General features: G+C 70.6%; 25 protein-coding genes. 20 read left to right on the plus strand and 5 right to left on the minus strand.

Annotated elements, in window-relative coordinates; translation table 11 throughout:
* Positions 1-41: 41 nt before the first annotated feature.
* Positions 42-788 carry a membrane protein insertase YidC gene (locus tag DEJ24_RS02200; protein ID WP_111077119.1) on the minus strand — a complete coding sequence of 249 codons (747 nt, stop codon included), beginning with the start codon at positions 786-788 and terminating at the stop codon, positions 42-44.
* A gap of 443 nt (positions 789-1,231) precedes the next feature.
* Between DEJ24_RS02200 and ybaK the strand changes: the two genes are divergently transcribed.
* A complete protein-coding gene (gene ybaK / locus DEJ24_RS02205) occupies positions 1,232-1,717 on the plus strand; it encodes a Cys-tRNA(Pro) deacylase (protein WP_111077120.1) in 486 nt (161 codons plus the stop codon).
* A gap of 96 nt (positions 1,718-1,813) precedes the next feature.
* Entirely contained in the window at positions 1,814-4,402 is a 2,589-nt protein-coding gene (locus DEJ24_RS02210; protein ID WP_111077121.1) for an ATP-dependent Clp protease ATP-binding subunit, read from the plus strand.
* A gap of 118 nt (positions 4,403-4,520) precedes the next feature.
* Here DEJ24_RS02210 and DEJ24_RS02215 read toward each other — a convergent pair whose 3' ends face one another.
* A complete protein-coding gene (locus DEJ24_RS02215) occupies positions 4,521-5,534 on the minus strand; it encodes a glycoside hydrolase family 6 protein (protein WP_111077122.1) in 1,014 nt (337 codons plus the stop codon).
* 981 nt (positions 5,535-6,515) lie between these two features.
* Between DEJ24_RS02215 and DEJ24_RS02220 the strand changes: the two genes are divergently transcribed.
* From DEJ24_RS02220 to DEJ24_RS02295, 15 genes are all read left to right on the plus strand, one after another.
* The gene (locus DEJ24_RS02220) at positions 6,516-6,761 is read left to right on the plus strand and encodes a hypothetical protein (RefSeq protein ID WP_110902318.1); all 246 of its coding nucleotides are present in this window, start codon (positions 6,516-6,518) and stop codon (positions 6,759-6,761) included.
* A gap of 133 nt (positions 6,762-6,894) precedes the next feature.
* Positions 6,895-7,437, plus strand: a complete 543-nt coding sequence (locus DEJ24_RS02225; protein ID WP_110902317.1) for an adenine phosphoribosyltransferase — start codon at positions 6,895-6,897, stop codon at positions 7,435-7,437.
* A 95-nt stretch (positions 7,438-7,532) separates the two neighbouring features.
* A complete protein-coding gene (thrS, locus tag DEJ24_RS02230) occupies positions 7,533-9,521 on the plus strand; it encodes a threonine--tRNA ligase (protein WP_111077338.1) in 1,989 nt (662 codons plus the stop codon).
* On the plus strand, positions 9,521-10,102 hold the full coding sequence (locus DEJ24_RS02235) for an HIT domain-containing protein (protein ID WP_111077123.1): 582 nt from the start codon (positions 9,521-9,523) through the stop codon (positions 10,100-10,102). Before thrS ends, DEJ24_RS02235 begins: the two co-directional genes overlap by 1 nt.
* A 29-nt stretch (positions 10,103-10,131) precedes the next feature.
* Positions 10,132-11,049, plus strand: coding sequence for a pyridoxal 5'-phosphate synthase lyase subunit PdxS (gene pdxS / locus DEJ24_RS02240; RefSeq protein WP_110902315.1), 918 nt, complete (start codon positions 10,132-10,134; stop codon positions 11,047-11,049).
* Positions 11,039-11,638, plus strand: coding sequence for a pyridoxal 5'-phosphate synthase glutaminase subunit PdxT (gene pdxT / locus DEJ24_RS02245; protein WP_111077124.1), 600 nt, complete (start codon positions 11,039-11,041; stop codon positions 11,636-11,638). The genes pdxS and pdxT overlap by 11 nt, the downstream gene beginning before the upstream one ends.
* An 86-nt stretch (positions 11,639-11,724) precedes the next feature.
* Entirely contained in the window at positions 11,725-12,489 is a 765-nt protein-coding gene (locus tag DEJ24_RS02250; protein ID WP_110902313.1) for a YebC/PmpR family DNA-binding transcriptional regulator, read from the plus strand.
* Positions 12,486-13,142 (plus strand): crossover junction endodeoxyribonuclease RuvC, encoded by a 657-nt coding sequence (gene ruvC, locus DEJ24_RS02255; protein WP_375334690.1) that lies wholly within the window; start codon positions 12,486-12,488, stop codon positions 13,140-13,142. The genes DEJ24_RS02250 and ruvC overlap by 4 nt, the downstream gene beginning before the upstream one ends.
* Entirely contained in the window at positions 13,139-13,759 is a 621-nt protein-coding gene (gene ruvA / locus DEJ24_RS02260; protein WP_110902311.1) for a Holliday junction branch migration protein RuvA, read from the plus strand. Before ruvC ends, ruvA begins: the two co-directional genes overlap by 4 nt.
* Positions 13,756-14,793, plus strand: coding sequence for a Holliday junction branch migration DNA helicase RuvB (ruvB, locus tag DEJ24_RS02265; protein WP_111077125.1), 1,038 nt, complete (start codon positions 13,756-13,758; stop codon positions 14,791-14,793). Before ruvA ends, ruvB begins: the two co-directional genes overlap by 4 nt.
* A 66-nt stretch (positions 14,794-14,859) precedes the next feature.
* The gene (gene yajC, locus DEJ24_RS02270) at positions 14,860-15,249 is read left to right on the plus strand and encodes a preprotein translocase subunit YajC (protein WP_111077126.1); all 390 of its coding nucleotides are present in this window, start codon (positions 14,860-14,862) and stop codon (positions 15,247-15,249) included.
* Positions 15,250-15,340: 91 nt separating this feature from the next.
* Positions 15,341-17,104, plus strand: coding sequence for a protein translocase subunit SecD (gene secD, locus DEJ24_RS02275; RefSeq protein ID WP_111077127.1), 1,764 nt, complete (start codon positions 15,341-15,343; stop codon positions 17,102-17,104).
* A complete protein-coding gene (secF, locus tag DEJ24_RS02280) occupies positions 17,104-18,102 on the plus strand; it encodes a protein translocase subunit SecF (RefSeq protein ID WP_111077128.1) in 999 nt (332 codons plus the stop codon). Before secD ends, secF begins: the two co-directional genes overlap by 1 nt.
* Positions 18,102-18,461, plus strand: a complete 360-nt coding sequence (locus DEJ24_RS02285) for a rhodanese-like domain-containing protein (protein ID WP_111077129.1) — start codon at positions 18,102-18,104, stop codon at positions 18,459-18,461. Before secF ends, DEJ24_RS02285 begins: the two co-directional genes overlap by 1 nt.
* Positions 18,462-18,506: 45 nt before the next feature.
* Positions 18,507-20,897: a bifunctional (p)ppGpp synthetase/guanosine-3',5'-bis(diphosphate) 3'-pyrophosphohydrolase gene (locus tag DEJ24_RS02295; RefSeq protein ID WP_258374680.1), complete on the plus strand. Its 2,391-nt coding sequence runs from the start codon at positions 18,507-18,509 to the stop codon at positions 20,895-20,897.
* Between the two features lie 53 nt (positions 20,898-20,950).
* On the opposite strand, the gene DEJ24_RS02300 is transcribed toward DEJ24_RS02295, so the two are convergent.
* From DEJ24_RS02300 to deoC, 3 genes are all read right to left on the minus strand, one after another.
* On the minus strand, positions 20,951-21,517 hold the full coding sequence (locus DEJ24_RS02300) for a type IV toxin-antitoxin system AbiEi family antitoxin (protein WP_181436505.1): 567 nt from the start codon (positions 21,515-21,517) through the stop codon (positions 20,951-20,953).
* A 63-nt stretch (positions 21,518-21,580) separates the two neighbouring features.
* Positions 21,581-22,540: an ROK family protein gene (locus DEJ24_RS02305; protein WP_111077132.1), complete on the minus strand. Its 960-nt coding sequence runs from the start codon at positions 22,538-22,540 to the stop codon at positions 21,581-21,583.
* Between the two features lie 101 nt (positions 22,541-22,641).
* Complete coding sequence (gene deoC / locus DEJ24_RS02310; protein ID WP_111077133.1) at positions 22,642-23,388, minus strand: deoxyribose-phosphate aldolase; 747 nt, start codon at positions 23,386-23,388, stop codon at positions 22,642-22,644.
* 42 nt (positions 23,389-23,430) lie between these two features.
* Between deoC and DEJ24_RS02315 the strand changes: the two genes are divergently transcribed.
* Genes DEJ24_RS02315 through DEJ24_RS02325 form a run of 3 tightly spaced genes read left to right on the plus strand, consistent with a single transcriptional unit; the run spans position 23,431 to position 26,062 of the window.
* Positions 23,431-24,963 (plus strand): SDR family oxidoreductase, encoded by a 1,533-nt coding sequence (locus tag DEJ24_RS02315; protein WP_111077134.1) that lies wholly within the window; start codon positions 23,431-23,433, stop codon positions 24,961-24,963.
* A complete protein-coding gene (locus DEJ24_RS02320; RefSeq protein ID WP_111077135.1) occupies positions 24,960-25,586 on the plus strand; it encodes a GDSL-type esterase/lipase family protein in 627 nt (208 codons plus the stop codon). Before DEJ24_RS02315 ends, DEJ24_RS02320 begins: the two co-directional genes overlap by 4 nt.
* On the plus strand, positions 25,583-26,062 hold the full coding sequence (locus DEJ24_RS02325; protein WP_181436506.1) for a DUF6804 family protein: 480 nt from the start codon (positions 25,583-25,585) through the stop codon (positions 26,060-26,062). The genes DEJ24_RS02320 and DEJ24_RS02325 overlap by 4 nt, the downstream gene beginning before the upstream one ends.
* The last annotated feature ends 32 nt before the right edge of the window (positions 26,063-26,094 follow it).

Here is a 26,094-nt window from a genome sequence, read left to right on the forward strand (position 1 = left end):
CGGCCGCGGCAGGGCGGCCGGTGTGACCGCGCCCACTCCCGCTACCGGAGCACCCGCCGCAGCATCGCCCGCTCGCCGAGCGTCCACACCGCACTCGTCAGGACGTACAGGGCGGCGGCCAGGGGCGCGATCGCGGCGAACCCGACCGAGACGAACGGCACCCACCGGGCGATCCCGGTCATCGCTGCCGTGCCGGGCAGACCCGGACGGACCGGGCCGGCCGGGGGGACCGGGTTCCAGTGGAGTTGCGCCCGCCGGGTCAGCTCGACGACGACCGCCAGGGCGAGGAGCAGCAGGAGCACCACCCAGGCGTGGACCCACAGCGGCGACGTGACGACCGCCACCGCGGACTGCGCCAAGGGAATGCCGGCCAGGGTGGTCCGTAGCAGGGTGTTCACCGTGCCGTCGATGCTCGCGTGGGTGAACAGCGTGTACAGCAGCGACACGACCGGCGCCTGTGCGAGCACCGGCAGGCACCCGGCGAGTGGCGACACCCGTTCGCTCGTGTACAGCTCCTGCAGGGATCGCTGGAACCGGGCGGTGTCCTGCCCCGCCCGTCGGCGGAGCTCCGCGATCCGGGGTGCCAGGCGACGCCGATCCCGTTCGGCGCGCACCTGCAGGACGGCGAGGGGGACGAGGAGCACCCGGACGGCCACGGTCAGCAGGACCACGGCGAGCGTCGCGGCGGCCGTCCCGGCGACGGGGGTGAGCAGGTCGGTGAGGCTGGTGACGAGTGCGGATCCGGCGCGCAGCAGTGTGCTGAGGCCGGGCAGGGTGGTGATGTCCATGACGGAGGTCCTTCGATCGGAGGGTCGGGAGCGTCTGCGGCCCCGACACCGATCGGTGTGAGACCGCCGGGACGGCTCCCGGTGCCCGCGGTCGCGGGTGCCCGTCGGCGTCGGGGTCGCTCCAGGCGATCCGGGTCACGAGGTCCGGCGTCGTCCGGGAGGCCCGTGGTGCGCCCGGAGCGCCGACTCCCGTCAGGACCGCGACCAGTCGGAGGACGAGCAGTGCCGCGGCGAGCGCGGCGACCGCGGTCACGGTGATGCCGACCGCGCCGAGCCCGAGTGCGGCGGCGGTCAGCGCCGGCAGCGAGCCGAGTGCCGCGGGGTCGAGGCCGTGCACGGCGGAGACCCCGCGGAGCAGCACCTCGATGACGGTCATGGTGCGGCTCAGCGTAGCGCCCGCGTGGCTCCGAGGCCGTCACGGTCGACCGGGGCAGGATCGGGGCATGAGCGCAGCTTCCCCGAGCACCCCGGCGACGCTCGCGCTGGAGCGGGCGGGCGTGCCGTTCACGCCGCACGTCTACGAACACCACGAGAGCGCGACGAACTTCGGGGAAGAGGCTGCCGCGGCGCTCGGGCTCCGCGAGGAGCAGGTGTTCAAGACGCTCGTGGTGTCGGTCGACGGCGAGCTGGCCGTGGCGATCGTTCCGGTGGCCGACCGTCTGGACCTCAAGGCGATCGCGGCGGCGGTCGGCGGCAAGAAGGCCTCGCTCGCTGACCCGTCCCTGGCAGAGCGGCGGACCGGGTACGTCGTCGGTGGCATCAGTCCCGTCGGGCAGAAGACGCGCCTGCGCACGGTGCTCGATGCCTCGGCGTCCGAGCACCCGACGATCTTCGTGTCCGGGGGTCGCCGCGGCTTCGACATCGAGTTGTCGCCGGCGGACCTGGTGCGGGTCACGGATGCGAGCACGGCGCCCATCGCCCGGAGTTGAGTCGATCCGCCGCAAGTTCTTCCTCTGACCGGGAATGAGCACGGTCCCCCTGCGTTGCATTGAGCCGAAGGCACTCAAGTTCCTCAGGAGGTCCCTTTGCCACAGACGTTCGGCCCGACCGGCGGCAACGACTCGTTCGACGAGTTCCTCGCACGACTGCTCGCGGCCTCACAGAACCCCGGCCAGTCCCAGCGGTCCATGCCGTTCGGACGACCGGTCGACATCACGCGGCTCCTCAGCCGTCGTACCCACGAGCTGCTCCAGCAGACGGCGACCTACGCGGTCGAGCAGGGTCAGCACGAGATCGACGCCCTGCACGTCCTGCACGTGCTCGTCGGCACCGAGCCCTTCGCGGCCGTCCTGCGCTCCGCGGGCGCCGACCCGGAGCGCTTCGCCGCCGAGGTCGAGCAGCGCCTGCCGATGCCCTCGGGCGAGGCGGTCGAGGGCCGTCCCGCACTGACCTCGTCCGCGCAGCGGATCCTGCTCGAGGCCACCCAGGCGGCCCGCGGGTTCGGCAGCACGTACACGGACCCCGAGCACGTCTTCTTCGCGCTCGTCACGGACCAGGACACGGTCGCGGGCCAGTTGCTCGCGAGCGCCGGTGTCACCCCGCAGGTGATGCAGTCCTACGCACAAGAGGCGGCCGAGGCCGCACGAGAGGGGCGTCCCATGCCCGGCACCACCGCCCAGCAGGACCAGCAGTCGGAGACCCCGACGCTGGACCAGTACGGCACCGACCTCACCGCCCGCGCCCGCGAGGGTCGCATCGACCCGGTGATCGGCCGAGCCGACGAGATCGAGCAGGCGGTCGAGATCCTGCTCCGCCGCACCAAGAACAACCCCGTCCTCATCGGTGAGCCCGGCGTCGGCAAGACCGCCATCGTCGAGGGTCTCGCCCAGCGCATCGTCGAGGGCGACGTCCCGGCCCTGCTGCAGGGCAAGCGCGTCGTCGCACTCGACCTGCCGGGCATGCTCGCCGGCACCCGCTACCGCGGTGACTTCGAGGAGCGTCTGACGAAGGCCATGGACGAGATCGCCGCGCACTCGGACGAGCTCATCGTGTTCGTCGACGAACTCCACACCGTCGTCGGCGCCGGTGGTGGTGGCGAGGGCGGCTCGATGGACGCCGGGAACATCCTCAAGCCGCGTCTGGCCCGGGGCGACCTGCACCTGGTCGGCGCGACGACGCTGAACGAGTACCGCCGGATCGAGAAGGACGCAGCGCTCGAGCGCCGCTTCCAGCCGGTCACGGTGGGGGAGCCCAGCGTGGAGGACGCCGTCGCGATCCTCACCGGTCTCAGCCCCCGCTACGCCGAGCACCACGGCGTGACCTACGCCGACGACGCCATCCGCGCCGCCGTCGAGCTCTCCCACCGCTACGTCACCGACCGGCACCTGCCAGACAAGGCGATCGACCTCATCGACCAGGCCGGTGCCCGCCGCCGTCTCGCCCGCTCGGGCGACGTCGACGTCGACACGCTCCGTGCCCAGGTCGCCGACCTCACGGCCCGGAAGGACCGCGCGGTCGCCGAGGAACAGTACGAGGAGGCGTCCAACCTCCGCGACGAGATCGCCGGACTGGAGGCCCGCATCACCGCCGCCGCCACCGGTGACGTCACCGCCGCCACTCGTCAGCAGCCGGTCGACGACGTGATCACCGAGGCGGACATCGCCGCCGTGGTGTCGCGTGCCACCGGCATCCCGGTGAGCCGACTCGGCTCCGCCGACAAGACCCGACTCGCCGCCCTGGAATCGGAGCTGCACGACCGTGTGGTCGGTCAGGACGACGCCGTGCGCGCGATCGCGAAGGCGGTCCGGCGCAGTCGGACCGGCATGGGCGACCCTCGTCGTCCGGTCGGCAGCTTCCTGTTCCTCGGTCCGACCGGCGTCGGCAAGACCGAACTCGCCAAGGCGCTGGCCTCGTCGCTGTTCGGTGACGAGTCGGCGATGCTCCGCTTCGACATGAGCGAGTTCGGCGAGCGCCACACGGTCTCGCGGCTGGTCGGTGCCCCTCCGGGGTACGTCGGCTACGACGAAGCCGGACAGCTGACCGAGCGTGTCCGTCGGAACCCGTACTCGGTGATCCTGCTCGACGAGGTCGAGAAGGCGCACCCGGACGTGTTCAACCTGCTGCTGCAGGTGCTCGACGACGGACGGCTCACCGACGGTCAGGGCCGGACGGTCGACTTCCGGAACGCGGTCGTCATCATGACCTCGAACATCGGCTCCGAGTTCCTGGCGTCCCGCTCGGGTGCGCTCGGGTTCTCCGTCGCGGCCGACGGCGGGTACGCGGAGGAGGACCTGCGCAACCGCGTGATGGGCAAGCTCCGCGAATCGATGCGACCGGAGTTCATCAACCGCATCGACGAGATCGTGCTCTTCCGCAAGCTCGAGCGCGGACAGCTGCGGTCGATCGTGTCGCTGCTCCTGCAGGACACCGCGTTCCGTCTGGCCGCGCAGGGCATGGTCCTGTCGGTCTCCGGCGCCGCCACGGACTGGCTCGCCGAGCACGGGTACGAGCCCGAGTACGGCGCCCGGCCGCTCCGCCGGCTGATCCAACGCGAGGTCGACGACCGGATCGCGGAGCTCGTGGTCGACGGGTCGGTCGACGAGGGTGACACCGTCCGGGTCGACGTCGTCGACGGGGCGCTCGTCGCCCTGGTCGGCACGCCCGCCACGGTCTGATCCCACCCCGGTCCTGACGGCCCGGTCCCCACGCGGGGGCCGGGCCGTTCGTCGTCCCGACCGTTCGTCGTCCCGACCGCTCGTCGCCCGGCGGGGTGCGCCTCCCGGCCGGCGCCGACTACTGCCGTGCGTTGGCGACCAGGTCGACCGCGTACGCCGCGAACCACGAACCCGCGGCGGGCCCGCCGTTGCACGTCCCGTCGCTCGCCCCGGGCGTCTTGACCCAGAGCAGTGCGTCGAGTCCCGTCGTGCCGCCGGTCGCGTGCGGTACCCGGCCGAGACCGGCACCCGGCGGGTTGCACCACGACCCGGACCACCCGCGGCCGTTGCGCGAGGTGTCGATGACGTAGTGCGACCCACCCGTCAGGGCACTCACGCGGTCGGAGTAGGCCCGCTCCCCGTCCACCCCGTAGAAGTTCGACACGTTCGTGAAGAAGCCGCGTGCGTCCGTGACCCCGGCCTGCTGCAGGTACGAGGCCTGCAGCGCCGGCGTGTTCCAGTTCTCGTTGCCGCCGTCGAGGTACGTCGGCACGCCGGCGGCCGTGAACGCACGGACGGCGGACGCGATCAGGCCGGGTCGTGTGTCACGCTCGCTCGTGCACGTCGCGAGGTGCGAGAGCGAGTCCGGCTCGACGAGCACGACCGCCCGGTGCCCGCGGAGGTCGGCGGCGATCTGCTGGTTCCACGCCGTGTACTCGGCGGCACCGAGCCCGCCGGCGGAGTAGCCGCCGCAGTCCCGGTTGGGTATCGCGTAGGTCACGAACACGGGGGTGGTCCCGGCCTTCTCGGCGACGGCCAGGTTGCGGGCGACGACCCGGTCGAGCAGGCCGCCGGTGTACCACTCCCCGAGCCAGGTCGCGATCGGTCGGGTGGCGATCGTGCGGGCGGCGGCCGCCTCGGTGGTCCGCCCCTCGGCGGTGAGCTTCGCTGCCGCCAGGGCGGGCTGGCTGTCCGGCTGCACGGCGAGACCGCCCGCGAAGACCTCGGTCGCGGCCGCGGTCCTGATGGTGGCGCTCGTGAGCGGTGGCACGGCGGCGACTGCCCCGTCCGAGGCGTGCAGTGCGCCCGTTCCGGTGATCGTGGCCGTCGCGATGAGCACTGCTGCGACGCGTGCTCGGATCCTGGTGTGCATCGGTTCCCCTCCGAGGCCGGGGGACGCCCTGCACGTCCTACCGCCGACCGTGGACCATCGGAACCCGTGCTCCGCGTGGCGGTCGATCTCCAGAACGAGGGGTTGACCGGGGTGCGACCGCCGTGTTCATCCGGTGGTGCGGGCCGGTCGGAGTGGGCTCAGGTGTTCCGCCATGCAATTCCGCACGAGATCACCGGAAAGGGTTGCGCGTCGCTTGCGGACACGGATAGTGTTCCCTCATCGCGAACACCCGAACGGATGTTCCGATGAATGCAGAGCAGTACCGAATCGAATCAGTACCGATTCAAAGCAGTACCGATCCAGAGCAGTGCCGCAGAGACCTCGCCGAAAGGGGGCCGACAATGATCACCATGCAGACGCCGTACCGTGCAGTCCGTGGAACCACCGGTCCCGTCCTCGGTTCCTGCTGATCGGTCTTCCTCGCACCTGCGGGATGCACTGAGTCCAGCCCCGTGCTGGTCCTCGTACCGCGCTGAGTCCTGGCACGCCGGCTCCTGGCAGGCCCGGGTCCTAGCAGGCGCGAGTCCTGGCAGGCCCGGGTCCTAGCGGGCGCGAGTCCTGGCAGGCCCGGGTCCTAGCGGGCGCGAGTCCTGGCAGATCCGCGTCCCGGCGAGCCCTGGTCCTGGCACGCCCCGGTCCTGACGAGTGCCGGTCCTGACGAGTTCCGGGCCGGAACGCTGACCGGGCCTGAGCGCTGCGCGCTGGAGCCCGGCTGGTGCGTTGGACCGCCAGCGGTGCTGGTCCGGCCGTGGCGCGCCTCCGGCCCGGCAGCAGTTCCGGCACTCGTGCACGGCCGTCCCGGCCGGGCCGCACTCCTTCCGACAATGCGTCCGGAATGCCCTCACGACATTCTCCGAGGTCGCGCTGTCGCGCCTTCCGGGACATCGCCACGGTCTTCTCCGGTCGATTCGTCGACCCTTTCTCGAGCACTCGAATCCATTCTCCGAACAGGAATCCACCATGTCATCGAAGACCCTCCTCCGACCCGTGCGGCCGCCGACGGGACGACCCCACCGGGTGTCGTTGCCGGACCGGATCGCCCTCCGGATCGGACTCGCCCTCATCGTGTGGAGCCGTCGCACCCGGCGGCAGCCGCACGAGGTCGACCCGGCCGACGAGCTCCGCCGGCACCGCGAAGAACAGGCCCGCCTGCGCCGAGAAGCCGAGTGGGTGATGCTCGGCGCCGCCATGCACATGTGGAGGTGACGGACGTGGGCAGCCGTCGCGACCAGCGCCGGACGGGAGGCACCGCACCAGCCGGTGGCGAGCCTCCCGTCCGGCGCCACCCGTGCAAGCGCGCCGGACGGCGGGACGCTGCCAGCCCCGTACGGTTGAGTGCATGACCGACTCCGCGGCTGCTCTCGTCGAGCGCCTCACCACGATCGTCCCCGACTTCCCGAAGCCGGGCGTGCTCTTCCGCGACGTGACGCCGGTGTTCGCCGACCCGATCGCCTTCGGCCGCGTCTGCGAGGCCCTCGCTGCGCCGTTCGCGGTGGGCGCCGGTTTCGAAGCCGTCGCCGGGATCGAGGCCCGCGGGTTCGCCCTGGCCGGCGGCATCGCCGCCCAGCACCAGGTCGGCGTGCTCACCGTGCGCAAGGCCGGCAAGCTGCCTGGCGAGGTCCTCAGTGAGCAGTACGCGCTCGAGTACGGCGAGGCCGAACTCGAACTCCGCCCGGGCCAGCTCGAGCCCGGCACCCGCGTGCTCGTCGTCGACGACGTCCTGGCCACCGGCGGCACCGCGGCCGCGACCGTGACCCTGCTCGAGCGTGCCGGGTACCAGGCGATCGGGTTCGCCGCGCTGCTCGAACTCGACGGGCTGTCCGGCCGGGAGCGCCTCGAGCCGCGCCTGCCCGTGACCACGCTCGGCCGCGTGCCCGCCTGACCCGGCCCGCCACTACCATCGACGTACCACCAGACCGAGGGAGCCCCACCATCGTGACCGAGTCAGTCGCCGCAGCATCCGCCGAGCCCGCCGACGTGCCCCAGGCACCCGAGCCCCGCACCGCGACGACCACCACGACGGGGACCGAGCTCTTCGACGGCGTCCGCGGTGTCGTCGCCATCCGTGTCGACGGAGCACTCAAGGACCTCGCCGCCGACGTCCAGGCGGGGGAGACCGCCGAGCCGGTGACGCTCGACGAGCAGGACGGCCTCGACATCCTGCGCCACTCGGCCGCGCACGTGCTCGCGCAGGCGGTGCAGCAGATCAACCCGGACGCCAAGCTCGGCATCGGGCCGCCCGTCACCGACGGTTTCTACTACGACTTCGACGTCGCCGAGCCCTTCACACCGGAGGACCTCAAGGCGATCGAGAAGGGCATGGACCGCATCGTCAAGCAAGCCCAGCGCTTCCGGCGCCGGGTCGTCACCGACGATGAAGCCCGTGAGCTCATGGCGGGGGAGCCCTACAAGCAGGAGCTGATCGGCCTGAAGGGTGCCGCGTCGGAAGGCGACTCCGGCGAGAGCGTCGAAGTCGGTGCCGGTGAACTCACCGTCTACGAGAACGTCGACCCGAAGTCCGGCGACGTCGTCTGGCAGGACCTCTGCCGTGGCCCGCACGTCCCACACACCCGCTGGATCGGCAACGCCGCCAAGCTCATGCGCGTCGCCGCCGCGTACTGGCGCGGGTCGGAGAAGAACCCCCAGCTGCAGCGCGTCTACGGCACCGCGTGGCCGGACAAGGACCAGCTCAAGGCGTACCTCGTGCGTCTCGAAGAGGCAGCGAAGCGCGACCACCGCAAGCTCGGCGCCGAACTCGACCTGTTCTCGTTCCCCGACGAGATCGGTTCGGGCCTGGCGATCTTCCACCCGAAGGGCGGCATCATCCGCCGCGAGATGGAGGACTACTCGCGTCGGCGGCACGAGCAGGAGGGCTACTCGTTCGTCTACACGCCGCACATCACCAAGGGCGACCTGTTCGAGCAGTCCGGGCACCTCGGGTGGTACAAGGACGGCATGTTCCCGCCCATGCACATGGACGAGGCCCGCGACGAGGACGGCAACGTCACCCGTCAGGGCGCGGACTACTACCTCAAGCCGATGAACTGCCCGATGCACATCCTGGCGTACCGGTCGCAGGCCCGGTCGTACCGTGACCTGCCGCTGCGGATGTTCGAGTTCGGCACGGTCTACCGCAACGAGAAGTCCGGCGTCATCCACGGCCTCACCCGGGTCCGCGGGCTGACCCAGGACGACGCGCACATCTTCACCACGCAGGAGAAGATGAAGGAGGAGCTCACGACGACCCTCCAGTTCGTGCTGTCCCTGCTCCGCGACTACGGCCTCGACGACTTCTACCTCGAGCTCTCCACCAAGGACCCCGAGAAGTACGTCGGCGACGACGAGGTCTGGGAGGTCGCGACGAACACCCTGCGCGAGGTCGCCGAGGAGTCCGGGCTCGAACTCGTCGCCGACCCCGCCGGTGCGGCCTTCTACGGCCCGAAGATCTCCGTGCAGGCGCGCGACGCCATCGGCCGCACCTGGCAGATGTCCACCGTGCAGCTCGACTTCAACCTGCCGGAGCGCTTCGGCATCGAGTACGCCGCCGCCGACGGCACCCGGCAGCGCCCGGTGATGATCCACCGCGCCCTGTTCGGGTCCATCGAGCGGTTCTTCGGCGTCCTCACCGAGCACTACGCCGGAGCGTTCCCCGCATGGCTCTCGCCGGTGCAGGTCGTCGCGATCCCGGTGGCCGAGGAGTACGGCGACTACCTCGACGAAGTCGTCGCGAAGCTCCGCGCGAAGGGCGTCCGCGCCGAGGTCGACCACTCCGACGACCGCATGCAGAAGAAGATCCGCACGCACACCAAGGCGAAGGTGCCGTTCCAGCTCATCGCGGGCGGGGACGACCGCGACGCCGGGGCCGTGAGCTTCCGCTTCCGGGACGGCCGTCAGGACAACGGCGTGCCCGTCGACGAAGCGGTGGAGCGCATCACGACCGCCATCCGCGACCGCGTGCAGGTCTGATGACCGGCCCGCTCGACGACGAGGGCGACCCGCTGGTGATCCGGGACGCCGCCACCCAGGCGGCGGTCCCGGACGCCTTCCAGCGCCTGTGGAACCCGCACCGGATGGCCTACATCGACGCCGGTCGCGCGGGCGAGGGCCGCGGACACCGTGACGACTGCCCGTTCTGCGAGGCGCCGCGGAAGTCCGACGAGGAAGCCCTCATCGTCGCGCGGGGCGAGCACGCGTACGTGCTGCTGAACCTGTACCCGTACAACAACGGGCACCTGCTGGTCTGCCCGTACCGACACGTCCCGCTCTACGACGAGACGACGCCGGAGGAACTGCAGGAGATCGGCGAGCTGACCCAGACGGCGATGCGGGTCCTCCGGCGGGTCTCGCACTGCGACGGCTTCAACATCGGCATGAACCAGGGCGAGGTCGCCGGAGCCGGGGTCGCCGCGCACCTGCACCAGCACGTGGTCCCGCGGTGGGAGTCGGACTCGAACTTCTTCCCGATCATCGCCCGCACCAAGTCGATGTCGCAGATGCTCGGCGACACCCGGGTGCTCATCGCGGACGCTTGGGGCGAACAGCGCTGACGCCTGCTCCGCACTAAGATGGAGGGATCATGAGCGACAGCACCCCCAGCACCGTCAACGCCACTTCGACCACCGGGTCCTCGCGCGTCAAGCGCGGTCTCGCGGAGATGCTCAAGGGCGGCGTCATCATGGACGTGATCGACGCCGACCAGGCACGCATCGCCGAGGAAGCCGGCGCCACCGCCGTCATGGCCCTCGAGCGCGTCCCCGCCGACATCCGCGCCCAGGGTGGTGTCGCCCGCATGTCCGACCCGTCGATGATCGAGGAGATCATCGCCGCCGTGTCGATCCCGGTCATGGCGAAGGCCCGCATCGGGCACTTCGTCGAGGCCCAGGTGCTGCAGGAGCTCGGTGTCGACTACATCGACGAGTCCGAGGTCCTCTCCCCGGCCGACTACGTGAACCACATCGACAAGTGGGGCTTCACGACCCCCTTCGTCTGCGGCGCCACCAACCTCGGCGAAGCCCTCCGTCGCATCACCGAGGGTGCGGCGATGATCCGCTCCAAGGGCGAAGCGGGCACCGGTGACGTGTCCGAGGCCACGCGCCACATCCGCACCATCTCGAAGGAGATCGCGGCGCTGCGGAACCTCAAGGAGGACGAGCTCTACGTCGCTGCCAAGGAACTGCAGGCGCCGTACGACGTGGTGAAGGAAGTCGCCCAGACCGGCGCACTGCCCGTCGTGCTCTTCACCGCCGGTGGTGTCGCCACCCCCGCGGACGCCGCGATGATGATGCAGCTCGGTGCCGACGGCGTGTTCGTCGGTTCCGGCATCTTCAAGTCGGGCGACCCGGCGAAGCGTGCCGCCGCGATCGTCAAGGCCGTCACCTTCCACGACGACCCGAAGGTCATCGCCGAGGTCTCCCGTGGTCTGGGTGAAGCGATGGTCGGCATCAACGTCGCCGACGTCCCAGCACCGCACCGCCTCGCCGAGCGTGGCTGGTAAGGCCGCCCCCCGGATCGGCGTCCTGGCACTGCAGGGCGACTTCCGCGAACACATCGCCTCGCTCGCCGAGCTCGGTGCGGACGTCGTCCCGCTCCGCCGCCCGGAGGAGATCGACGCCCTCGACGGTGTCGTGATCCCCGGCGGCGAGTCGAGCGTGATGGACAAGCTCTCCCGCGCGTTCGGCGTCGCCGAGCCCCTGCGTGACGCCATCCGTGCCGGACTCCCGACCTACGGTACGTGCGCGGGCATGATCATGCTCAGTTCGCGGATCACCGACGGCATCGCGGGGCAGCACACGCTCGACGTCCTCGACACCACGGTGCGGCGCAACGCTTTCGGCAACCAGAACGACTCGTTCGAGATCGACATCCCGATGCCCGACCTCGGTGCCGACCCGGTGCACGCGGTGTTCATCCGCGCGCCGGTCGTCGAGCAGCACGGGTCCGGCGTGGACGTCATCGGTGCGCTGCCCGACGGCCAGGTGGTGGCCGTGCAGCAGGGCAACGTGCTCGCGAGTGCGTTCCACCCCGAGGTCGCGGGCGAGGACCGGTTCCACCGTCGCTTCCTCGACATCGTCCGCCGCGCCTGACGCGGGGGTCCGTGGCGCGCCGGTACCGGCCGTGTGGGCCCAGCCGGTAAACTGTCGGAGACTTTCCGCACGACGCAAGGAGAACCGTGTCCGGGCATTCCAAGTGGGCGACGACGAAGCACAAGAAGGCCGTCATCGACGGTCGCCGTGCGAAGTCGTTCGCCAAGCTCATCAAGAACATCGAAGTCGCCGCGAAGATGGGCGGGGCCGACATGTCGGGCAACCCGACCCTCGTGGACGCGGTCCAGAAGGCCAAGAAGACCTCGGTCCCGAACGACAACATCGACCGCGCCATCAAGCGCGGCGCCGGCTTGACCGGTGAGTCGATCGAGTACACGACCATCATGTACGAGGGCTACGGGCCGAACGGCGTCGCGCTCCTGGTGGAGTGCCTCACCGACAACAAGAACCGTGCCGCGGCCGAGGTCCGGACGGCGATGAGCCGCAACGGCGGCACCATGGCCGACCCGGGCAGCGTCGCGTACAACTTCAACCGCAAGGGTGTCATCTCGGTCACCAAGACCGACGACCTGACCGAGGACGACGTGATGACGGCCGTGCTCGACGCCGGCGTCGAGGACGTCATCGACCAGGGCGGCGGCTTCGAGGTCATCACCGAGGCGAGTGACCTCGTCGAGGCGCGGACCGCCCTGCAGGCTGCCGGCATCGACTACGACGCCGCGGACGCCGAGTTCGTACCGAACCTCAAGGTCGAGGTCGACGCCGACACCGCCCGCAAGGTGTTCAAGCTCATCGACGCGCTCGAGGACAGCGACGACGTCCAGAACGTCTACGCCAACTTCGACGTGCCGGCGGACGTCCAGGCCGAACTCGACGAAGACGAGGACTGATCACGGCCAGGTCCGGCGCGGCGCTCCGGGTCCTCGGGGTCGACCCCGGGCTCACCCGCTGCGGCGTCGGCGTGGTCGAGGTCACGCCGGATCGCCGGGCGCGGTTGGTGCACGTGACGGTCGTGCGGACCCCCGCCGACATGGCGCTGGAACTGCGACTGCTCGCGATCGCCGAGGGCATCGCCGAACAGATCGACGCACACCGTCCCGACGCGGTGGCGGTCGAGCGTGTCTTCGCGCAGGCGAACGTCCGCACCGTGATGGGGACGGCGCAGGCGTCGGGCCTGGCCCTGCACGCGGCCGCCGCGCGCGGGCTGCCGGTCGGTCTGCACACCCCGTCCGAGGTGAAGGCCGCCATCACCGGCTACGGCAACGCGGACAAGCGGCAGGTCCAGGCGATGGTCGCCCGGGTCCTCGGGCTCGCCGAGGCGCCGAAGCCCGCCGACGCCGCGGACGCGCTCGCCCTGGCCGTCTGTCATGCCTGGAGGCTCGGCTCGCCCGATGCCGTCAGCTCCGGTCCGTCGACGCTCACCCCGGCACAGCGGGCCTGGCGGGACGCGCAGGCCGGCGCGGCCGGACGCAGTGCCGCGTCGCCCCTCGTGCGGAGCGGCGGCGCGAGGACGTCCCCGGCCCGCCCTAGGCTCGGGGCATGATCGCGAGTCTCCGGGGCACCTGCATCGACGTCGCCGGATCGACCGCCGTGGTGGAGGTCGGGGGAGTCGGGTACGCCGTCACGGTCACGCCCGCGCACGCCCTGACGATGCGTCACGGATCCGAGGTCTTCGTCCGGACGGCCCTGATCGTGCGCGACGACGCCTTCGAGTTGTTCGGCTTCGAGTCGACCGATGCCCTGCGCGTCTTCGACCTGCTCCGGAGTGTCTCCGGCGTCGGCCCGAAGTCGGCACTCGGCGTCCTCGGGCAGATGACCGCGGCCCAGGTCGCGAACGCCGTCGCGAACGACGACGACGGAGCGTTCCGCAAGGTCTCCGGCATCGGCCCGAAGACGGCCAAGCTGATCATCGTCGCCCTCGCCGGCAAGCTCGCCGCCTTCGAGGCGCCCACGACCACGGCAGCGGCTGCCGCAGCCGTCGCCCACCCCGCGTCCGAGGACGTCGTCACCGCGCTCGTCGGTCTCGGTTGGCGCGAGGACGCTGCCCGCAGTGCCGTCGACGACGCCGTCGCGAACGAACCCGGGGTCGAGCAGATGGGCACCCAGGCGCTGCTCCGCGCCGCACTCGGGACCCTCCGACCCACCGGTGCCGGACGGTGAGCGGCGGGATCACCGCCGCCGACGCGCAGTCGCCGGAGGAGCTGGCGTTCGAGGGGGCGTTGCGACCGAAGTCGCTCGACGAGTTCGTCGGACAGCGCAAGGTCCGCGGGCAGCTCGACCTGCTGCTCAAGGCCGCGGCGATGCAGGACCGGACGCCGGACCACATCCTGATGGCCGGGCCTCCCGGACTCGGCAAGACCACGCTCGCGATGATCGTCGCGCACGAGTCGGCGCGGCCCTTGCGGATGTCGAGCGGACCGGCGATCCAGCACGCCGGCGACCTCGCCGCGGTCCTGTCGTCCCTGATGCCCGGCGACGTCCTGTTCATCGACGAGATCCACCGGATGGCGCGCTCGGCCGAGGAGATGCTCTACCTGGCGATGGAGGACTTCCGCATCGACGTGATGGTGGGCAAGGGCGCCGGGGCGACGAGCATCCCGCTCGACCTCGCGCCGTTCACCCTCGTCGGGGCGACCACCCGGGCAGGTCTCCTGCCGAACCCGCTCCGCGACCGCTTCGGCTTCACCGCACACCTCGAGTTCTACGAGCGTGACGAACTCGAACAGGTCCTGATCCGTGCCGCGCACCTGCTCGAGCTCGACTTCGACCGGTACGCCCTGCGGGAGATCGCCGGGCGTTCCCGGGGTACCCCGCGCATCGCGAACCGCCTGCTCCGTCGCGTCCGGGACTACGCGCTCGTGCACGGCACCCGCGACGGCATGGCTGCCGTCCAGGGGGCCCTGGAGCTCTACGACGTCGACGAGTACGGCCTCGACCGGCTGGACCGCGCGGTGCTCGAGACGATGCTCACCCGCTTCGACGGCGGACCCGTCGGCCTGAACACGCTCGCGGTGTCCGTGGGCGAGGAGTCCGAGACCATCGAGTCGGTCGTGGAGCCGTTCCTCGTGCGGATCGGTCTGGTCACCCGGACCCCGCGCGGGCGGATCGCGACGCCGCAGGCCTGGCGACACTTCGGTCTGACACCCGGCCACGCGGCCGCCCAGCCCGGTCTCTTCGACGCCGACGATGCGTGAAGTACTGCACATGTACGTGCTCTAGACTGCTCGCGCCCGAAACCGCTCGACCGACCGAAGGCTCCCATGGACCAGTACTTCCTCATCATCATCGTCGTGGCGTTCGCGGCCTTCATGTTCTACAGCAGCCGCAAGCGCAAGAAGCAGCAGACCGAGACCGCCAGCCAGATGGTCCCGGGCGCACGCGTCATGCTGTCCTTCGGCCTGTACGGCACGCTCGTGTCGGTCGATGACGAGAAGGTCACCGCGGACGTCGAGATCGCGCCCGGCACCGTCATCACGGTGCACCGCCAGACGCTGTCCCGCGTCGTCCCGGAAGAGACCCCGGAGGCCGTGGACACGACCGTCACGACCGAGACCGAGTCGGACTCCCACGTCACCGAACTCAACGGCGAGCCGATCTACGGCGAGCGTGTCGAGGACGTCGACACCACGAAGCGCAAGACCGAAGACTGACCTCCGACGCCGCCGGCTGACCGGCGGTGCGACACCATGAGCCCCGTGCGTTGCGACGTGCGGGGCTCACGACAGAAAGACGAGACGACCGGTGGCACGATCGACACCCGTCAAGAAGGCGCTCCGCTCGCTCACCTGGTTGGTGATCCTCATCGCGGTCCTCGCGGGGTTGAACACCGCCGCATCGGTCCTCGCGAGCACCACCAAGAACGCCTCCGACAAGTGGTACGCCGGCGCGAGCTGGCTCCCCGAGCTGGCACTCGACCTGCAAGGTGGTACGCAGATCACCCTCGCAGCGCAGAGCACCGAGGGCTCGGCAGTCACCTCGCAGCAGCTGCAGCAGGCGGTGAACATCATCCGCCAGCGCATCGACGCCACCGGTGTCTCGGAGTCCGAGATCAACACCCAGGGCGCGAACAACATCGTCGTCTCGATCCCGGGCAAGCCGGACCAGCAGACGATCCAGCGCATCGAGGCCGCGGCGAAACTGACCTTCCGGCCGGTGCTCTACACCGAGGCAGCGTCAGACAGCGCCGTGGGGGACTCCGGCTCGGGGTCGTCCGCCTCGCCGACGCCGTACTCGCCGCCCGCATCGCTGCAGGCGACGCCGAGCGCGAAGCCGACGAACGGCAGCGACCTGGCCTGGGTGACGCCCAAGCTGCAGGACCTCTACACGAACTACAAGTGCACGGCTCCGGACGACGTCACGTCGGCTCCGGACGACGAGCCCCTGGTCACGTGTGACAACGACGGTGCGGCGAAGTACATCCTCGGCCCGGTCGAGGTGTCGGGTGCCGACATCAGCAACGCCACCTCGGGCCTCGCGTCGAACTCGCAGGGCACGACGACCGGTGAATGGGCCGTCAACCTGTCCTTCAACGGGGCCGGCACGAAGGACTTCGGCTCGGTCACGAACCGCCTGGTCAAGCTCGCCCAGCCGCAGAACCAGTTCGCGATCGTCCTCGACGGCACCGTGATCACGGCACCGACGACGAACTCCGCGATCACCAACGGCAAGGCGCAGATCACCGGCAACTTCACCGCCGACTCGTCGAAGACCCTCGCTGACCAGCTGAAGTACGGCGCGCTGCCGATCAACTTCCAGGTGCAGTCGAACGAGGTCATCTCCTCGACGCTCGGTACCGCGCAGCTGGTCGGCGGCCTCGTCGCCGGTCTCATCGGTCTGATCCTCGTCGTCATCTACTCGGTCATCCAGTACCGGTCCCTGGCGTTCGTCACGGTCCTGTCGCTCGGTGTCGCCGCAGCGCTCACCTACCTGGTGATCGCGATCATGTCGTGGCGCGTCGACTACCGACTGTCCTTGGCGGGAGTCGCGGGTCTGATCGTGGCGATCGGCATCACGGCCGACTCGTTCATCGTCTACTTCGAACGCATCCGAGACGAACTCCGTGACGGCCGCGCCCTCGAGAGCGCGGTCGAGTCCGGCTGGAAGCGTGCACTCCGCACGATCCTGGCCTCCGACTCGGTGAACTTCCTCGCCGCCGTGACCCTCTACGTGCTCGCGGTCAGCGACGTGAAGGGCTTCGCGTTCACGCTGCTCCTCACCACCCTGATCGACGTCGTCGTGGTCGCGCTCTTCACGCACCCGATGATGCAGCTCATCGCCCGGACGCGCTTCTTCGGCGAAGGGCACCGCTTCAGCGGGCTCGACCCGGCAGCACTCGGTGCGGTGTACCGCGGCCGAGCGCAGTTCCGGGCCCCGATCGTGGACGGCAAGCGGCAGCGCAGTGCGCGTGAAGCCGCCCGCCGCCAGACCATCGCCGAGCGCAAGGCCGCCGGCACCGACAACGGCACGGGCAACGGCACCGGCACGGGCAACGGGAAGGACAGCTGATGGCGAGCTTCAGCCAGTTCGGCAGCGACCTCTACACGGGCAAGCGGTCCTACGACATCGTCGGGCGCCGGAAGACCTGGTACGTCATCGCGGTCGTGTGCATCGTGCTCTCGCTCGCGATCCCGTGGCTGCGCGGCGGGTACCAGCTCGGCATCGAGTTCACCGGCGGCTCCGAGTTCACCATCTCCGACGCGAAGTCGACGGACCAGGGCCTCGCGACCGAGACGGTCGAACGCGTCGTCCCGGACGTCATCCCGCGCGTCTCGCAGCTCGGCCAGCACGGCATCCGCGTGCAGACCGGTCAGCTGACGACCGCCCAGACCGACGAGATCGCCTCCGAACTCGCTTCGGCGTACAAGGTGCCGGACGACAAGGTCGCGGCGACCTTCATCGGTGCGACGTGGGGTGCCGACGTCCTGGCGCAGGCGATCCGCGGTCTCGTGATCTTCCTGGCCCTGGCAGCCGTGTTCATGGCGCTGTACTTCCGCACCTGGAAGATGTCGCTCGCGGCGATGACCGCACTGATCCACGACCTCCTCATCACAGCGGGGGTCTACGGCATCGTCGGACTCGAGGTCACGCCGGCTGCGGTGATCGGCTTCCTCACCATCCTCGGGTACTCGCTGTACGACACCGTGGTGGTGTTCGACAAGGTGCGCGAGAACACGAGCATCGAGTCGATCCGCACGTTCAAGCAGTCGGTCAACCTTGCCGTGAACCAGACGCTGGTCCGGTCGATCAACACCTCGATCGTCGCGCTCCTGCCCGTGGCGGCGATCCTGTTCATCGGGTCGTACGTGCTCGGTGCCGGAACGCTCCGGGACATCTCGCTCGCGCTGTTCATCGGCATCATCGTCGGGACGTACTCCACGATCTTCCTGGCCTCGCCGATGTACGCGCACCTCCGTGAGAAGGAGCCGAAGATCGTCGCGGCCGACGCGAAGAAGCAGCAGGCGGCCGCGAAGAAGCGTCCGGTCGAGGCCGGGGCGGAGGTCTGATGGCCGCCGCCGAGGTCGACCTCACCGAGGCGCTCGCGCGCCTGGAGGCCGGCGCACCGCTGATCGACGTGCGCGAGCAGTCCGAGTGGGACGAGGTGCACGCACCGCAGGCGACGCTGTTGCCGATGTCGGAGCTGCAGGCCCGCTGGGCCGAGGTCCCCGTCGACGACGAGCACCCCGCCGTGGTCGTGTGCCACAGCGGGTACCGCTCGGCGCAGGTGGTCGCGGCGCTCGAGCGCGCCGGCGTCCCCGCCGTCAGCCTCTCCGGCGGCATGGTCGCCTGGGAGCAGTCCGGCACCCCTGTCGTCCGGCCCGGTTCGGACGCCGCCGCTGACGGCGAACGTGGTCACGAGCACTGACACGACACGCGTAGTGTTGTCGGATCGAGTCCCGGGAGGCGCAGCATGACCGACACGCGTGAGTCCTCGCAGCCGGATGCCGGCGCAGCCTCCCGGTCCGGCGGTGCTCCTGGGTCCGGCGGTGCGTCCCGTCCCGGCGACGGCTCGCGGCCCGGTTCGGCACCGCGGCCGTCCAGTCCGCCGCTCGGTGCGAACACGACGGGGAACCTCGGTTCGCTCCGCTCCCTGTTGCCGCGGCTGTTCTCTCGCGCGCAGCCCGCGGGCGCCGTCGACACCCTGATCCGCACGGTCCGGTCGCACCACCCCAAGGCGGACACGACGCTGATCGAGCGCGCGTACTCCGTCGCCGAGCGTGCGCACGACGGGCAGAAGCGGAAGTCGGGCGAGCCGTACATCACCCACCCCGTGGCCGTGGCGCAGATCCTCGCCGACCTCGGCATCGGCACGATCACGATCGCGGCCGCGCTGCTGCACGACACGGTGGAGGACACCGACTACCAGCTCGACCAGTTGCGCGAGGACTTCGGCGACGAGATCGCGATGCTCGTCGACGGCGTCACGAAGCTCGACAAGGTCAAGTACGGCGACAGCGCCCAGGCCGAGACCGTCCGCAAGATGGTGATCGCGATGTCGAAGGACATCCGGGTACTCGTCATCAAGCTCGCCGACCGCCTGCACAACGCCCGCACCTGGGGTTTCGTGGAGTCCGCCTCCGCATCGCGCAAGGCGAAGGAGACGCTCGAGATCTACGCGCCGCTCGCGCACCGCCTCGGCATCCAGATGATCAAGCTGGAGCTCGAGGACCTGTCCTTCGCGGTGCTCCACCCGAAGCTCTACGTCGAGATCGACAGCCTGGTCAAGGAGCGGCAGCCCAAGCGCGAGCAGTTCGTGCAGAGCGTCACCGGGACCCTGAAGAAGGACCTGAAGGCCGCCAAGATCCGGGGCGACGTCATGGGCCGCCCGAAGCAGTACTACTCGATCTACCAGAAGATGATCGTGCGCGGGCGCGAGTTCGACGAGATCTACGACCTGGTCGGCATCCGCGTCCTCGTCCCCACGGTCCGCGACTGCTACGCGATGCTCGGTGCGGTGCACGCGCGGTGGACGCCACTGCCCGGTCGCTTCAAGGACTACATCGCGACGCCGAAGTTCAACCTGTACCAGTCGCTGCACACGACGGTCCTCGGGCCGCAGGGGCGCGCGGTCGAGATCCAGATCCGCACGCACGAGATGCACCAGCGTGCCGAGTTCGGTGTCGCCGCGCACTGGAAGTACAAGCAGCGCGTCACCGGGCGTGACGCCGAGAGCTCGAGCCAGTCCGACCAGGACATGGCGTGGCTCGCGCACATCACCGACTGGCAGGCGGAGACCAGCGACCCGGCCGAGTTCCTCGACTCGCTGCGGTACGAGATCGGTGCGAAGGAGACCTACGTCTTCACCCCGCAGGGCAAGGTCATCGGCCTGCCCGCCGGTGCCACGCCGGTCGACTTCGCCTACGCCGTGCACACCGAGATCGGGCACCGCACGATGGGCGCCAAGGTCAACGGGCGGTTGGTGCCCCTCGAGAGCGCGCTGTCGAGCGGTGACGTCGTCGAGATCTTCACGTCGAAGAACCCCGACTCCGGGCCGAGCCAGGACTGGCTGACGTTCGTCCGCAGCCCGCGAGCGCGGAACAAGATCAAGCAGTGGTTCACGAAGGAACGTCGCGAAGAGGCGATCGAGCAGGGCCGTGACGCGATCGCGCGGGCGATGCGGAAGCAGAACCTGCCGCTCCAGCGCATCATGAGCCAGGACACCATCTCCGAGGTGGCGTCGGCCATGCGGTACGACGACGTCGCTGCGCTCTACGCGGCAGTCGGCGAGGGCCACGTCTCCAGCCAGTCGGTCATCGAGAAGGCACTCGGCAGCATCCAGACGGAGACCGAGACCGACGAGCCGGAACTCTCGTTCCCGCGTCACGTCACGAGCCGACAGCTGCGCAACAGCGACAGCGGCGTGCTCGTCCGCGGTGCGCCGGACATCCTCGTGAAGCTCGCGAAGTGCTGCACTCCGGTGCCGGGCGACCAGATCGTGGGCTTCATCACCCGCGGCCAGGGCGTCTCGGTGCACCAGGCGTCGTGCACGAACGTCAAGTCACTGATGAACGAGCCGGACCGGATGATCGAGGTCGAGTGGGCCCCGTCGTCGAAGTCGGTGTTCCTCGTGCAGATCCAGATCGAGGCGCTCGACCGGTCCGGCCTGCTCAGCGACGTCACCCGGGTGCTCACCGACCACCACGTGAACATCCTGTCGGCCACCGTCTCGACGTCGTCCGACCGCCTGGCATTGTCACGGTTCGTGTTCGAGATGGGCGACACCACGCACCTCGACCGCGTGCTGAACGCCGTCCGCCGCATCGACGCGGTGTACGACGTGTACCGGGTCAGCGCGGGCTGACCCGGGCAGTGCCGGTCAGGCCGGGCAGTGCCGGGCAGGCCGCGCAGTGCCGGTCAGGCCGGGCTCCGATCGGTCCGGTCGAACCCGGTGTCGCGGAACCGCCGCTGCGCCTGCCGTCCCATCGGCGCCCGTTCCGCCTGCTCGAGGCAGCGTCCGAGGGACGACGGGTCGAGGTCCGCGGCGACCACCAGTCCGCGGAGGGCCTCGGCTTCCCGCATGCCGAACCGGCGTCGGACGCGGAGCAGGTCGAGGGCGGTCGCCTCGGGCGTGAGCACCCGCACCCCGGCGCACATGGTGACGTCGTCGTCGTCGAGGGCGATCTCGCGCACGGTCGTCCACGCGCCACGTCGGCGGAACCGTTCGTCGGCGGGGACGCAGCCGTCGTGGGGGACGGGCGGGCGTGAGCACCCGCCCCAGATCCACACGGCGCTCAGGCCACCGGCGACGACCCGCGGATCGCCGACGCTCCATCCGTACGATGCGGCCCGGAGGGCGGCGTCCTGCGGTTCGGCGACCGACGCCCAGCAGGCACCGACCGCGACGAGGTCACCGGCGAGGACGGCGGCGTGCAGTTCCGCCGCCGGCCAGTCGTCCGTGGTGACGAGGCGGGAGGAGGGCACGAGCACATGATGGCGTAGCCGGCGTCACCGGGGGCGCGGGTGTGGACAAGCGGTGGACCGGCGTCAGCGGAGGACGTCGGCCCGGTGCACGAGCGCCGCGGCGCCGATGAGCGGGCCGTCCTGCGACAGCCCGGTCGGCACGATCCGCACCTTCGTCACGAACGGGAACTCGACCCGCTCCGCCACGGCCTGTCGGGCGTACTCGAACAGGTCAGGGGAGACGTGCGAGAACCCGCCACCGATCGCCACGACCTCCAGGTCGACCAGGCTCGTCGCGGCCGCGATGGCCTGACCGAGCGCGCGACCGCTCCGCTTGACCGCGGCCACGGCGACCTCGTCCCCGGCCGCGTAGGCGGCCGCGAGCTCTTCGCCGGTGCTGCCGGTGAACCCCTGACGACGCGCCCAGGCGACGGTCTTCGGGCCGCTGGCCACAGCCTCCAGGCAGCCGGTGCCACCGCAAGCGCAGGGGTCGTCGTACCCACCGCACTCGACGTGTCCGATGTGGCCGGCGTTGCCGGTCGGCCCGCTCACGGTCCGACCGTGCAGGATCAGCCCGCCACCGACGCCGGTCGAGACGATCATGCCCATCACGTGGTCAGAGCCCTGCGCGGCACCGACCCAGTGCTCGGCGAGCGTGATCGCGAGCCCGTCCATGCGCAGCGTCACCGGGACCCCGGCAGGCACGTGGGCGGCGACACGGTCACGGAGCGGGTAGCCGCGCCAGACCGGCATGTTCAGCGGGGACACCAGGCCGTTCTCCTCGTCCACGGGACCCGCCGAACCGATCCCGACGCCGACCAGCGTCGCGTCCTCCGGCAGGCTGGCGAGGGTCGCGACGACCACCTCGTCGACCGCGGCCTGCAACTCCTCGGACGTGCGGCCGGGGCCGGTCGGGCTGCGGTGCCGGGTGGCGGGCAGGACGACGCCCTGGTCGGTGACCAGCGCGGCCTCGACCTTCGTGCCGCCGAGGTCGACGGCGAGGGCCAGGTTCGAGGACTCGGACGAGGTCGTGGTGCTGGACATGCGCACTCCGGTGTGGCGGTCGGGAGGCCCGGCAGCGGTCCGGGACGTGTCGTCACGTCCGGACGCGGCCGGCCAGGTGAGGTCGGTCGGGGGAGAGGGGCTCAGTAGGACGAGGTGTCGTCGCCGCGGTCCGAGGCCGCACCGGTGGCGACGCGGTGCGCGACCTCGTCGAGGATGCGGGCGGAGGCGCTGGTGCCGATGCGGCTCGCGCCGGCCCGGACCATCTCGAGCAGGGTGTCCAGGCCGCGGACGCCGCCGGAGGCCTTCACACCGGTGTCGGGGCCGACGGTCTCACGCATCAGACGGATGTGCTCGGCGGTCGCGCCACCGCCGGCGAAGCCGGTCGAGGTCTTGACGAACGCGGCACCACCGGCGACGGCGGCACGACTGGCGGCGACGATCTCGTCGTCGGTGAGGTACGCGGTCTCGAGGATGACCTTGACGACGGTGTCCCCGGCGGCATCGACGACGGCGCGGACGTCACGCTCGACACGCTGCCAGTCACCGGACTTCGCGGCGCCGATGTCCTGCACCATGTCGAGCTCGAAGGCCCCGTCGGCGAGGGCCTGCAGCGACTCGGCGACCTTGGCCGCGGTCGAGGTGGTGCCGTGCGGGAAGCCGATCACGGTGCCGACGCCCACCCCGGTGCCCTGCAGGCGCTCGACGGCGTGCAGGACGTCGCCCGGACGGACGCAGACGCTGAACACGCGGTGCGCGGCGGCCTCGTCGAGCTGCGCATCGACCTCGGAGCGGCTCAGCTCGGGCTTGAGGACGGCGTGGTCGATGAGTCGACGCACGGCATCAGCAGTGACGGCTTCGGTGTTGTCGGGGAGCGCTGCGTTGTCCACCCGACAAGCCTACAAGCAGGCGTGAGGCGTACCGTGCGGAGCATGCGCGTCCTCGTCACCGGGGCCACCGGCTACATCGGTGGTCGACTGGTCCCCAGACTCCTCGATGCCGGGCACGACGTCCGGCTCCTCGTCCGCAACCCCCGGAAGCTCCAGGACGTCCCCTGGGCGGACCGGGTGACCGTCGCCGAGGGTGACCTGCAGGACGCCGACGCCGTCGCCGCCGCGGTCGACGGGATCGAGGCGGTCTACTACCTCGCCCACGCCATGGGAGCGGACGGCGACTTCGAGCAGGCCGAACGCGACGCCGCCCAGACCATGGCCCGTGTCGGTCACGAGGCCGGCGTGCAACGGTTCGTGTACCTCGGCGGTCTGCACCCGGACGGCGACCTCAGCAAGCACCTGCGCAGCCGGAAAGAGGTGGGGGAGATCCTCCTCGGCTCCGGGGTGCCGACCGTCGCGCTGCAGGCGGGCGTCGTCATCGGCTCAGGCAGCACGTCGTTCGAGATGATCCGGCACCTGACGGACGTCCTGCCGTGGATGCCCGCGCCGCGCTGGGTGCGGAACCACATCCAGCCCATCGCCGTCCGCGACGTCCTCTACTACCTGGTCGAAGCACTCACGATCCCCGCCGACGTCAACCGCACGTTCGACATCGGCGGGCCGGACGTGCTCCGGTACGGGCAGATGCTCAACGGCTACGCGGTGGAGGCGAAGCTGCCGCAGCGACCGATCACGGTCCTCCCGGTCCTCACCCCACGACTGGCGGCGCACTGGTTCAACGTCGTCACGCCGATCCCGCGGAAGCTCGCGACCCCGATCATCGAGTCGCTGCAGTTCGAGTGCGTCCAGCGTGAACACGACATCGACGACGTCATCCCGCAGCCGGAGGGCGGACTCACCTCGTACCGCCGAGCGGTCCGGCTCGCACTGGCGAAGATGCGCAAGGGCGACGTCGAGACGAGCTGGCGGAACGCGACGCTCTCGAGCGGGTCGGCCGATCCGCTGCCGAGCGACCCGGAATGGGCCGGCCACACCGTCTACGTCGACGACCGCAAGCGGCACTCGTCCGCGCCACCGGAGGCCGTGTGGAGCGTCGTCGAGTCGATCGGGGGCGAGAACGGGTGGTACTCGTTCCCGCTCGCCTGGGTCGCTCGCGGTTGGCTCGACAAGATCGCCGGCGGTGTCGGCCTGAACCGCGGCCGTCGCGACCCGAAGCGTCTCGAGCAGGGCGACGCGCTGGACTGGTGGCGCGTCGAACGGTTGGTGCGCGGTCGGTACCTGCGCCTCCGGGCCGAGTTCAAGTCGCCGGGGCGCGCCTGGCTCGAGATGACCGTCACCCCGTCGGACGACGGCGGCAGCGACTACCACCAGCGGGCGATCTACTTCCCGCAGGGCCTGGCCGGACGGCTCTACTGGTACGGCATCCTGCCGTTCCACGGAGTGATCTTCCCCGGCATGGTCGAGCGGATCACCGCCCGGGCCGAACGGGAGGCGCACCGTACCGACTCGACGCAGCGCAACTCCACGTACCAGAATGACGACGCGCAGCCAGCGCACGAGGAGGCGGCATGAGCGACGACGGTACGGACGGCGGCAGCACGGGCGGCGAACGCCCGGCCGGAGGCGGTGTCCTGTTCCTCGGTGACAGCATCACCGCGGGCGGCGACTGGGGACAGTGGCTGCCCGACGAGCGGACGATCACCCTCGGCGTCGACGGCGACACCACCGACGGAGTCCTGGCACGCCTGGACGAGGTCGTGCAGGCCGCACCCGAGGTCATCGTCCTCCTGATCGGGACGAACGACTTCGGCCACCACCGTGCCAGCGCCGAGCACGTCGTGCGGAACGTCGAGTCGGCCCTGGTGAGCCTCCGTCGCGCGCTGCCGGGCGTCCGACTGCTGCTGGTGTCGATCCTGCCGCGGCAGGCCGAGTACACGCAGAAGATCGAGCAGGCAAACCGGCACCTCCGTCAGTTCGTCGCCACCTGCCACGCGCAGTACCTCGACCTCTGGCCGGCCCTGGCCGACGGGGACCACCTCGACGAGCGGTTCACCGACGACGGGTTGCACCTCGACGAGGACGGGTACCGCGCCTACGTCGCCGAACTCGTGCCGGCGCTCGAGCGTGTCCGTGAGCTGCCGCCGATGTCACGGCCGATCTCGCTGGCGGACCTGCGCGACGCCCAGGACCGATGACGGCACGGAAGGGACGGCCGGCGATCGGGTCTTCGCAGCAGGCGGCCTCGTCTCCGCAGAGCTCATCGCGGCAGGGCTCGTCGCGGCAGGACTCGTCGCGGCAGGGCTCGCGCAGCGCCACCCACGGGAGCGGGTCGGGCCGCGACGGACGGACCCTGCCGGACTTCACCCGTCCGGCCCTGGCCCCGTCGCTCCTCGCAGCCGTGGTGCTCCTGGCCTGCGTGGCGTTCCTCGACTCCTCGGCGTTCGTGTTCGCGCGCTGGGGCGTCACGGTGTTGGCGCTCATCGTCCTGGTCTTCGCGATCCGTGGACGCGCCTGGTGGGCGGCGGTCCTCACCGCGGCCGTCGCCGTTTGCTGGAACCCGGTCGTGGTGCTGCCGATCCCGGGGCAGCTGTGGGCGGCGCTGCAGCTCGTGGCGGCGGCGCTCTTCATCGTCGTCGGGATCGCGGTCAAGGTGCCGCGCGCGGCGGACTGACGCCGCGCCTCCCGGTAAGATCGCAGGTGCTG

The sequence above is a fragment of the Curtobacterium sp. MCPF17_001 genome (assembly GCF_003234615.1).
Lineage (GTDB): Bacteria > Actinomycetota > Actinomycetes > Actinomycetales > Microbacteriaceae > Curtobacterium.

Bases quoted from the DNA above. Each gene is read 5' to 3' on its own strand.
- DEJ24_RS02285 (WP_111077129.1), top strand. From the start codon at position 18,102: ATGGCCGCCGCCGAGGTCGACCTCACCGAGGCGCTCGCGCGCCTGGAG.
- DEJ24_RS02320 (WP_111077135.1), top strand. From the start codon at position 24,960: ATGAGCGACGACGGTACGGACGGCGGCAGCACGGGCGGCGAACGCCCG.
- DEJ24_RS02305 (WP_111077132.1), bottom strand. From the start codon at position 22,540: ATGTCCAGCACCACGACCTCGTCCGAGTCCTCGAACCTGGCCCTCGCC.
- pdxS (WP_110902315.1), top strand. From the start codon at position 10,132: ATGAGCGACAGCACCCCCAGCACCGTCAACGCCACTTCGACCACCGGG.
- DEJ24_RS02315 (WP_111077134.1), top strand. From the start codon at position 23,431: ATGCGCGTCCTCGTCACCGGGGCCACCGGCTACATCGGTGGTCGACTG.
- DEJ24_RS02295 (WP_258374680.1), top strand. From the start codon at position 18,507: ATGACCGACACGCGTGAGTCCTCGCAGCCGGATGCCGGCGCAGCCTCC.
- DEJ24_RS02215 (WP_111077122.1), bottom strand. From the start codon at position 5,534: ATGCACACCAGGATCCGAGCACGCGTCGCAGCAGTGCTCATCGCGACG.
- ybaK (WP_111077120.1), top strand. From the start codon at position 1,232: ATGAGCGCAGCTTCCCCGAGCACCCCGGCGACGCTCGCGCTGGAGCGG.
- DEJ24_RS02235 (WP_111077123.1), top strand. From the start codon at position 9,521: ATGACCGGCCCGCTCGACGACGAGGGCGACCCGCTGGTGATCCGGGAC.
- DEJ24_RS02200 (WP_111077119.1), bottom strand. From the start codon at position 788: ATGGACATCACCACCCTGCCCGGCCTCAGCACACTGCTGCGCGCCGGA.
- ruvA (WP_110902311.1), top strand. From the start codon at position 13,139: ATGATCGCGAGTCTCCGGGGCACCTGCATCGACGTCGCCGGATCGACC.
- DEJ24_RS02220 (WP_110902318.1), top strand. From the start codon at position 6,516: ATGTCATCGAAGACCCTCCTCCGACCCGTGCGGCCGCCGACGGGACGA.
- yajC (WP_111077126.1), top strand. From the start codon at position 14,860: ATGGACCAGTACTTCCTCATCATCATCGTCGTGGCGTTCGCGGCCTTC.
- DEJ24_RS02325 (WP_181436506.1), top strand. From the start codon at position 25,583: ATGACGGCACGGAAGGGACGGCCGGCGATCGGGTCTTCGCAGCAGGCG.
- secF (WP_111077128.1), top strand. From the start codon at position 17,104: ATGGCGAGCTTCAGCCAGTTCGGCAGCGACCTCTACACGGGCAAGCGG.
- DEJ24_RS02225 (WP_110902317.1), top strand. From the start codon at position 6,895: ATGACCGACTCCGCGGCTGCTCTCGTCGAGCGCCTCACCACGATCGTC.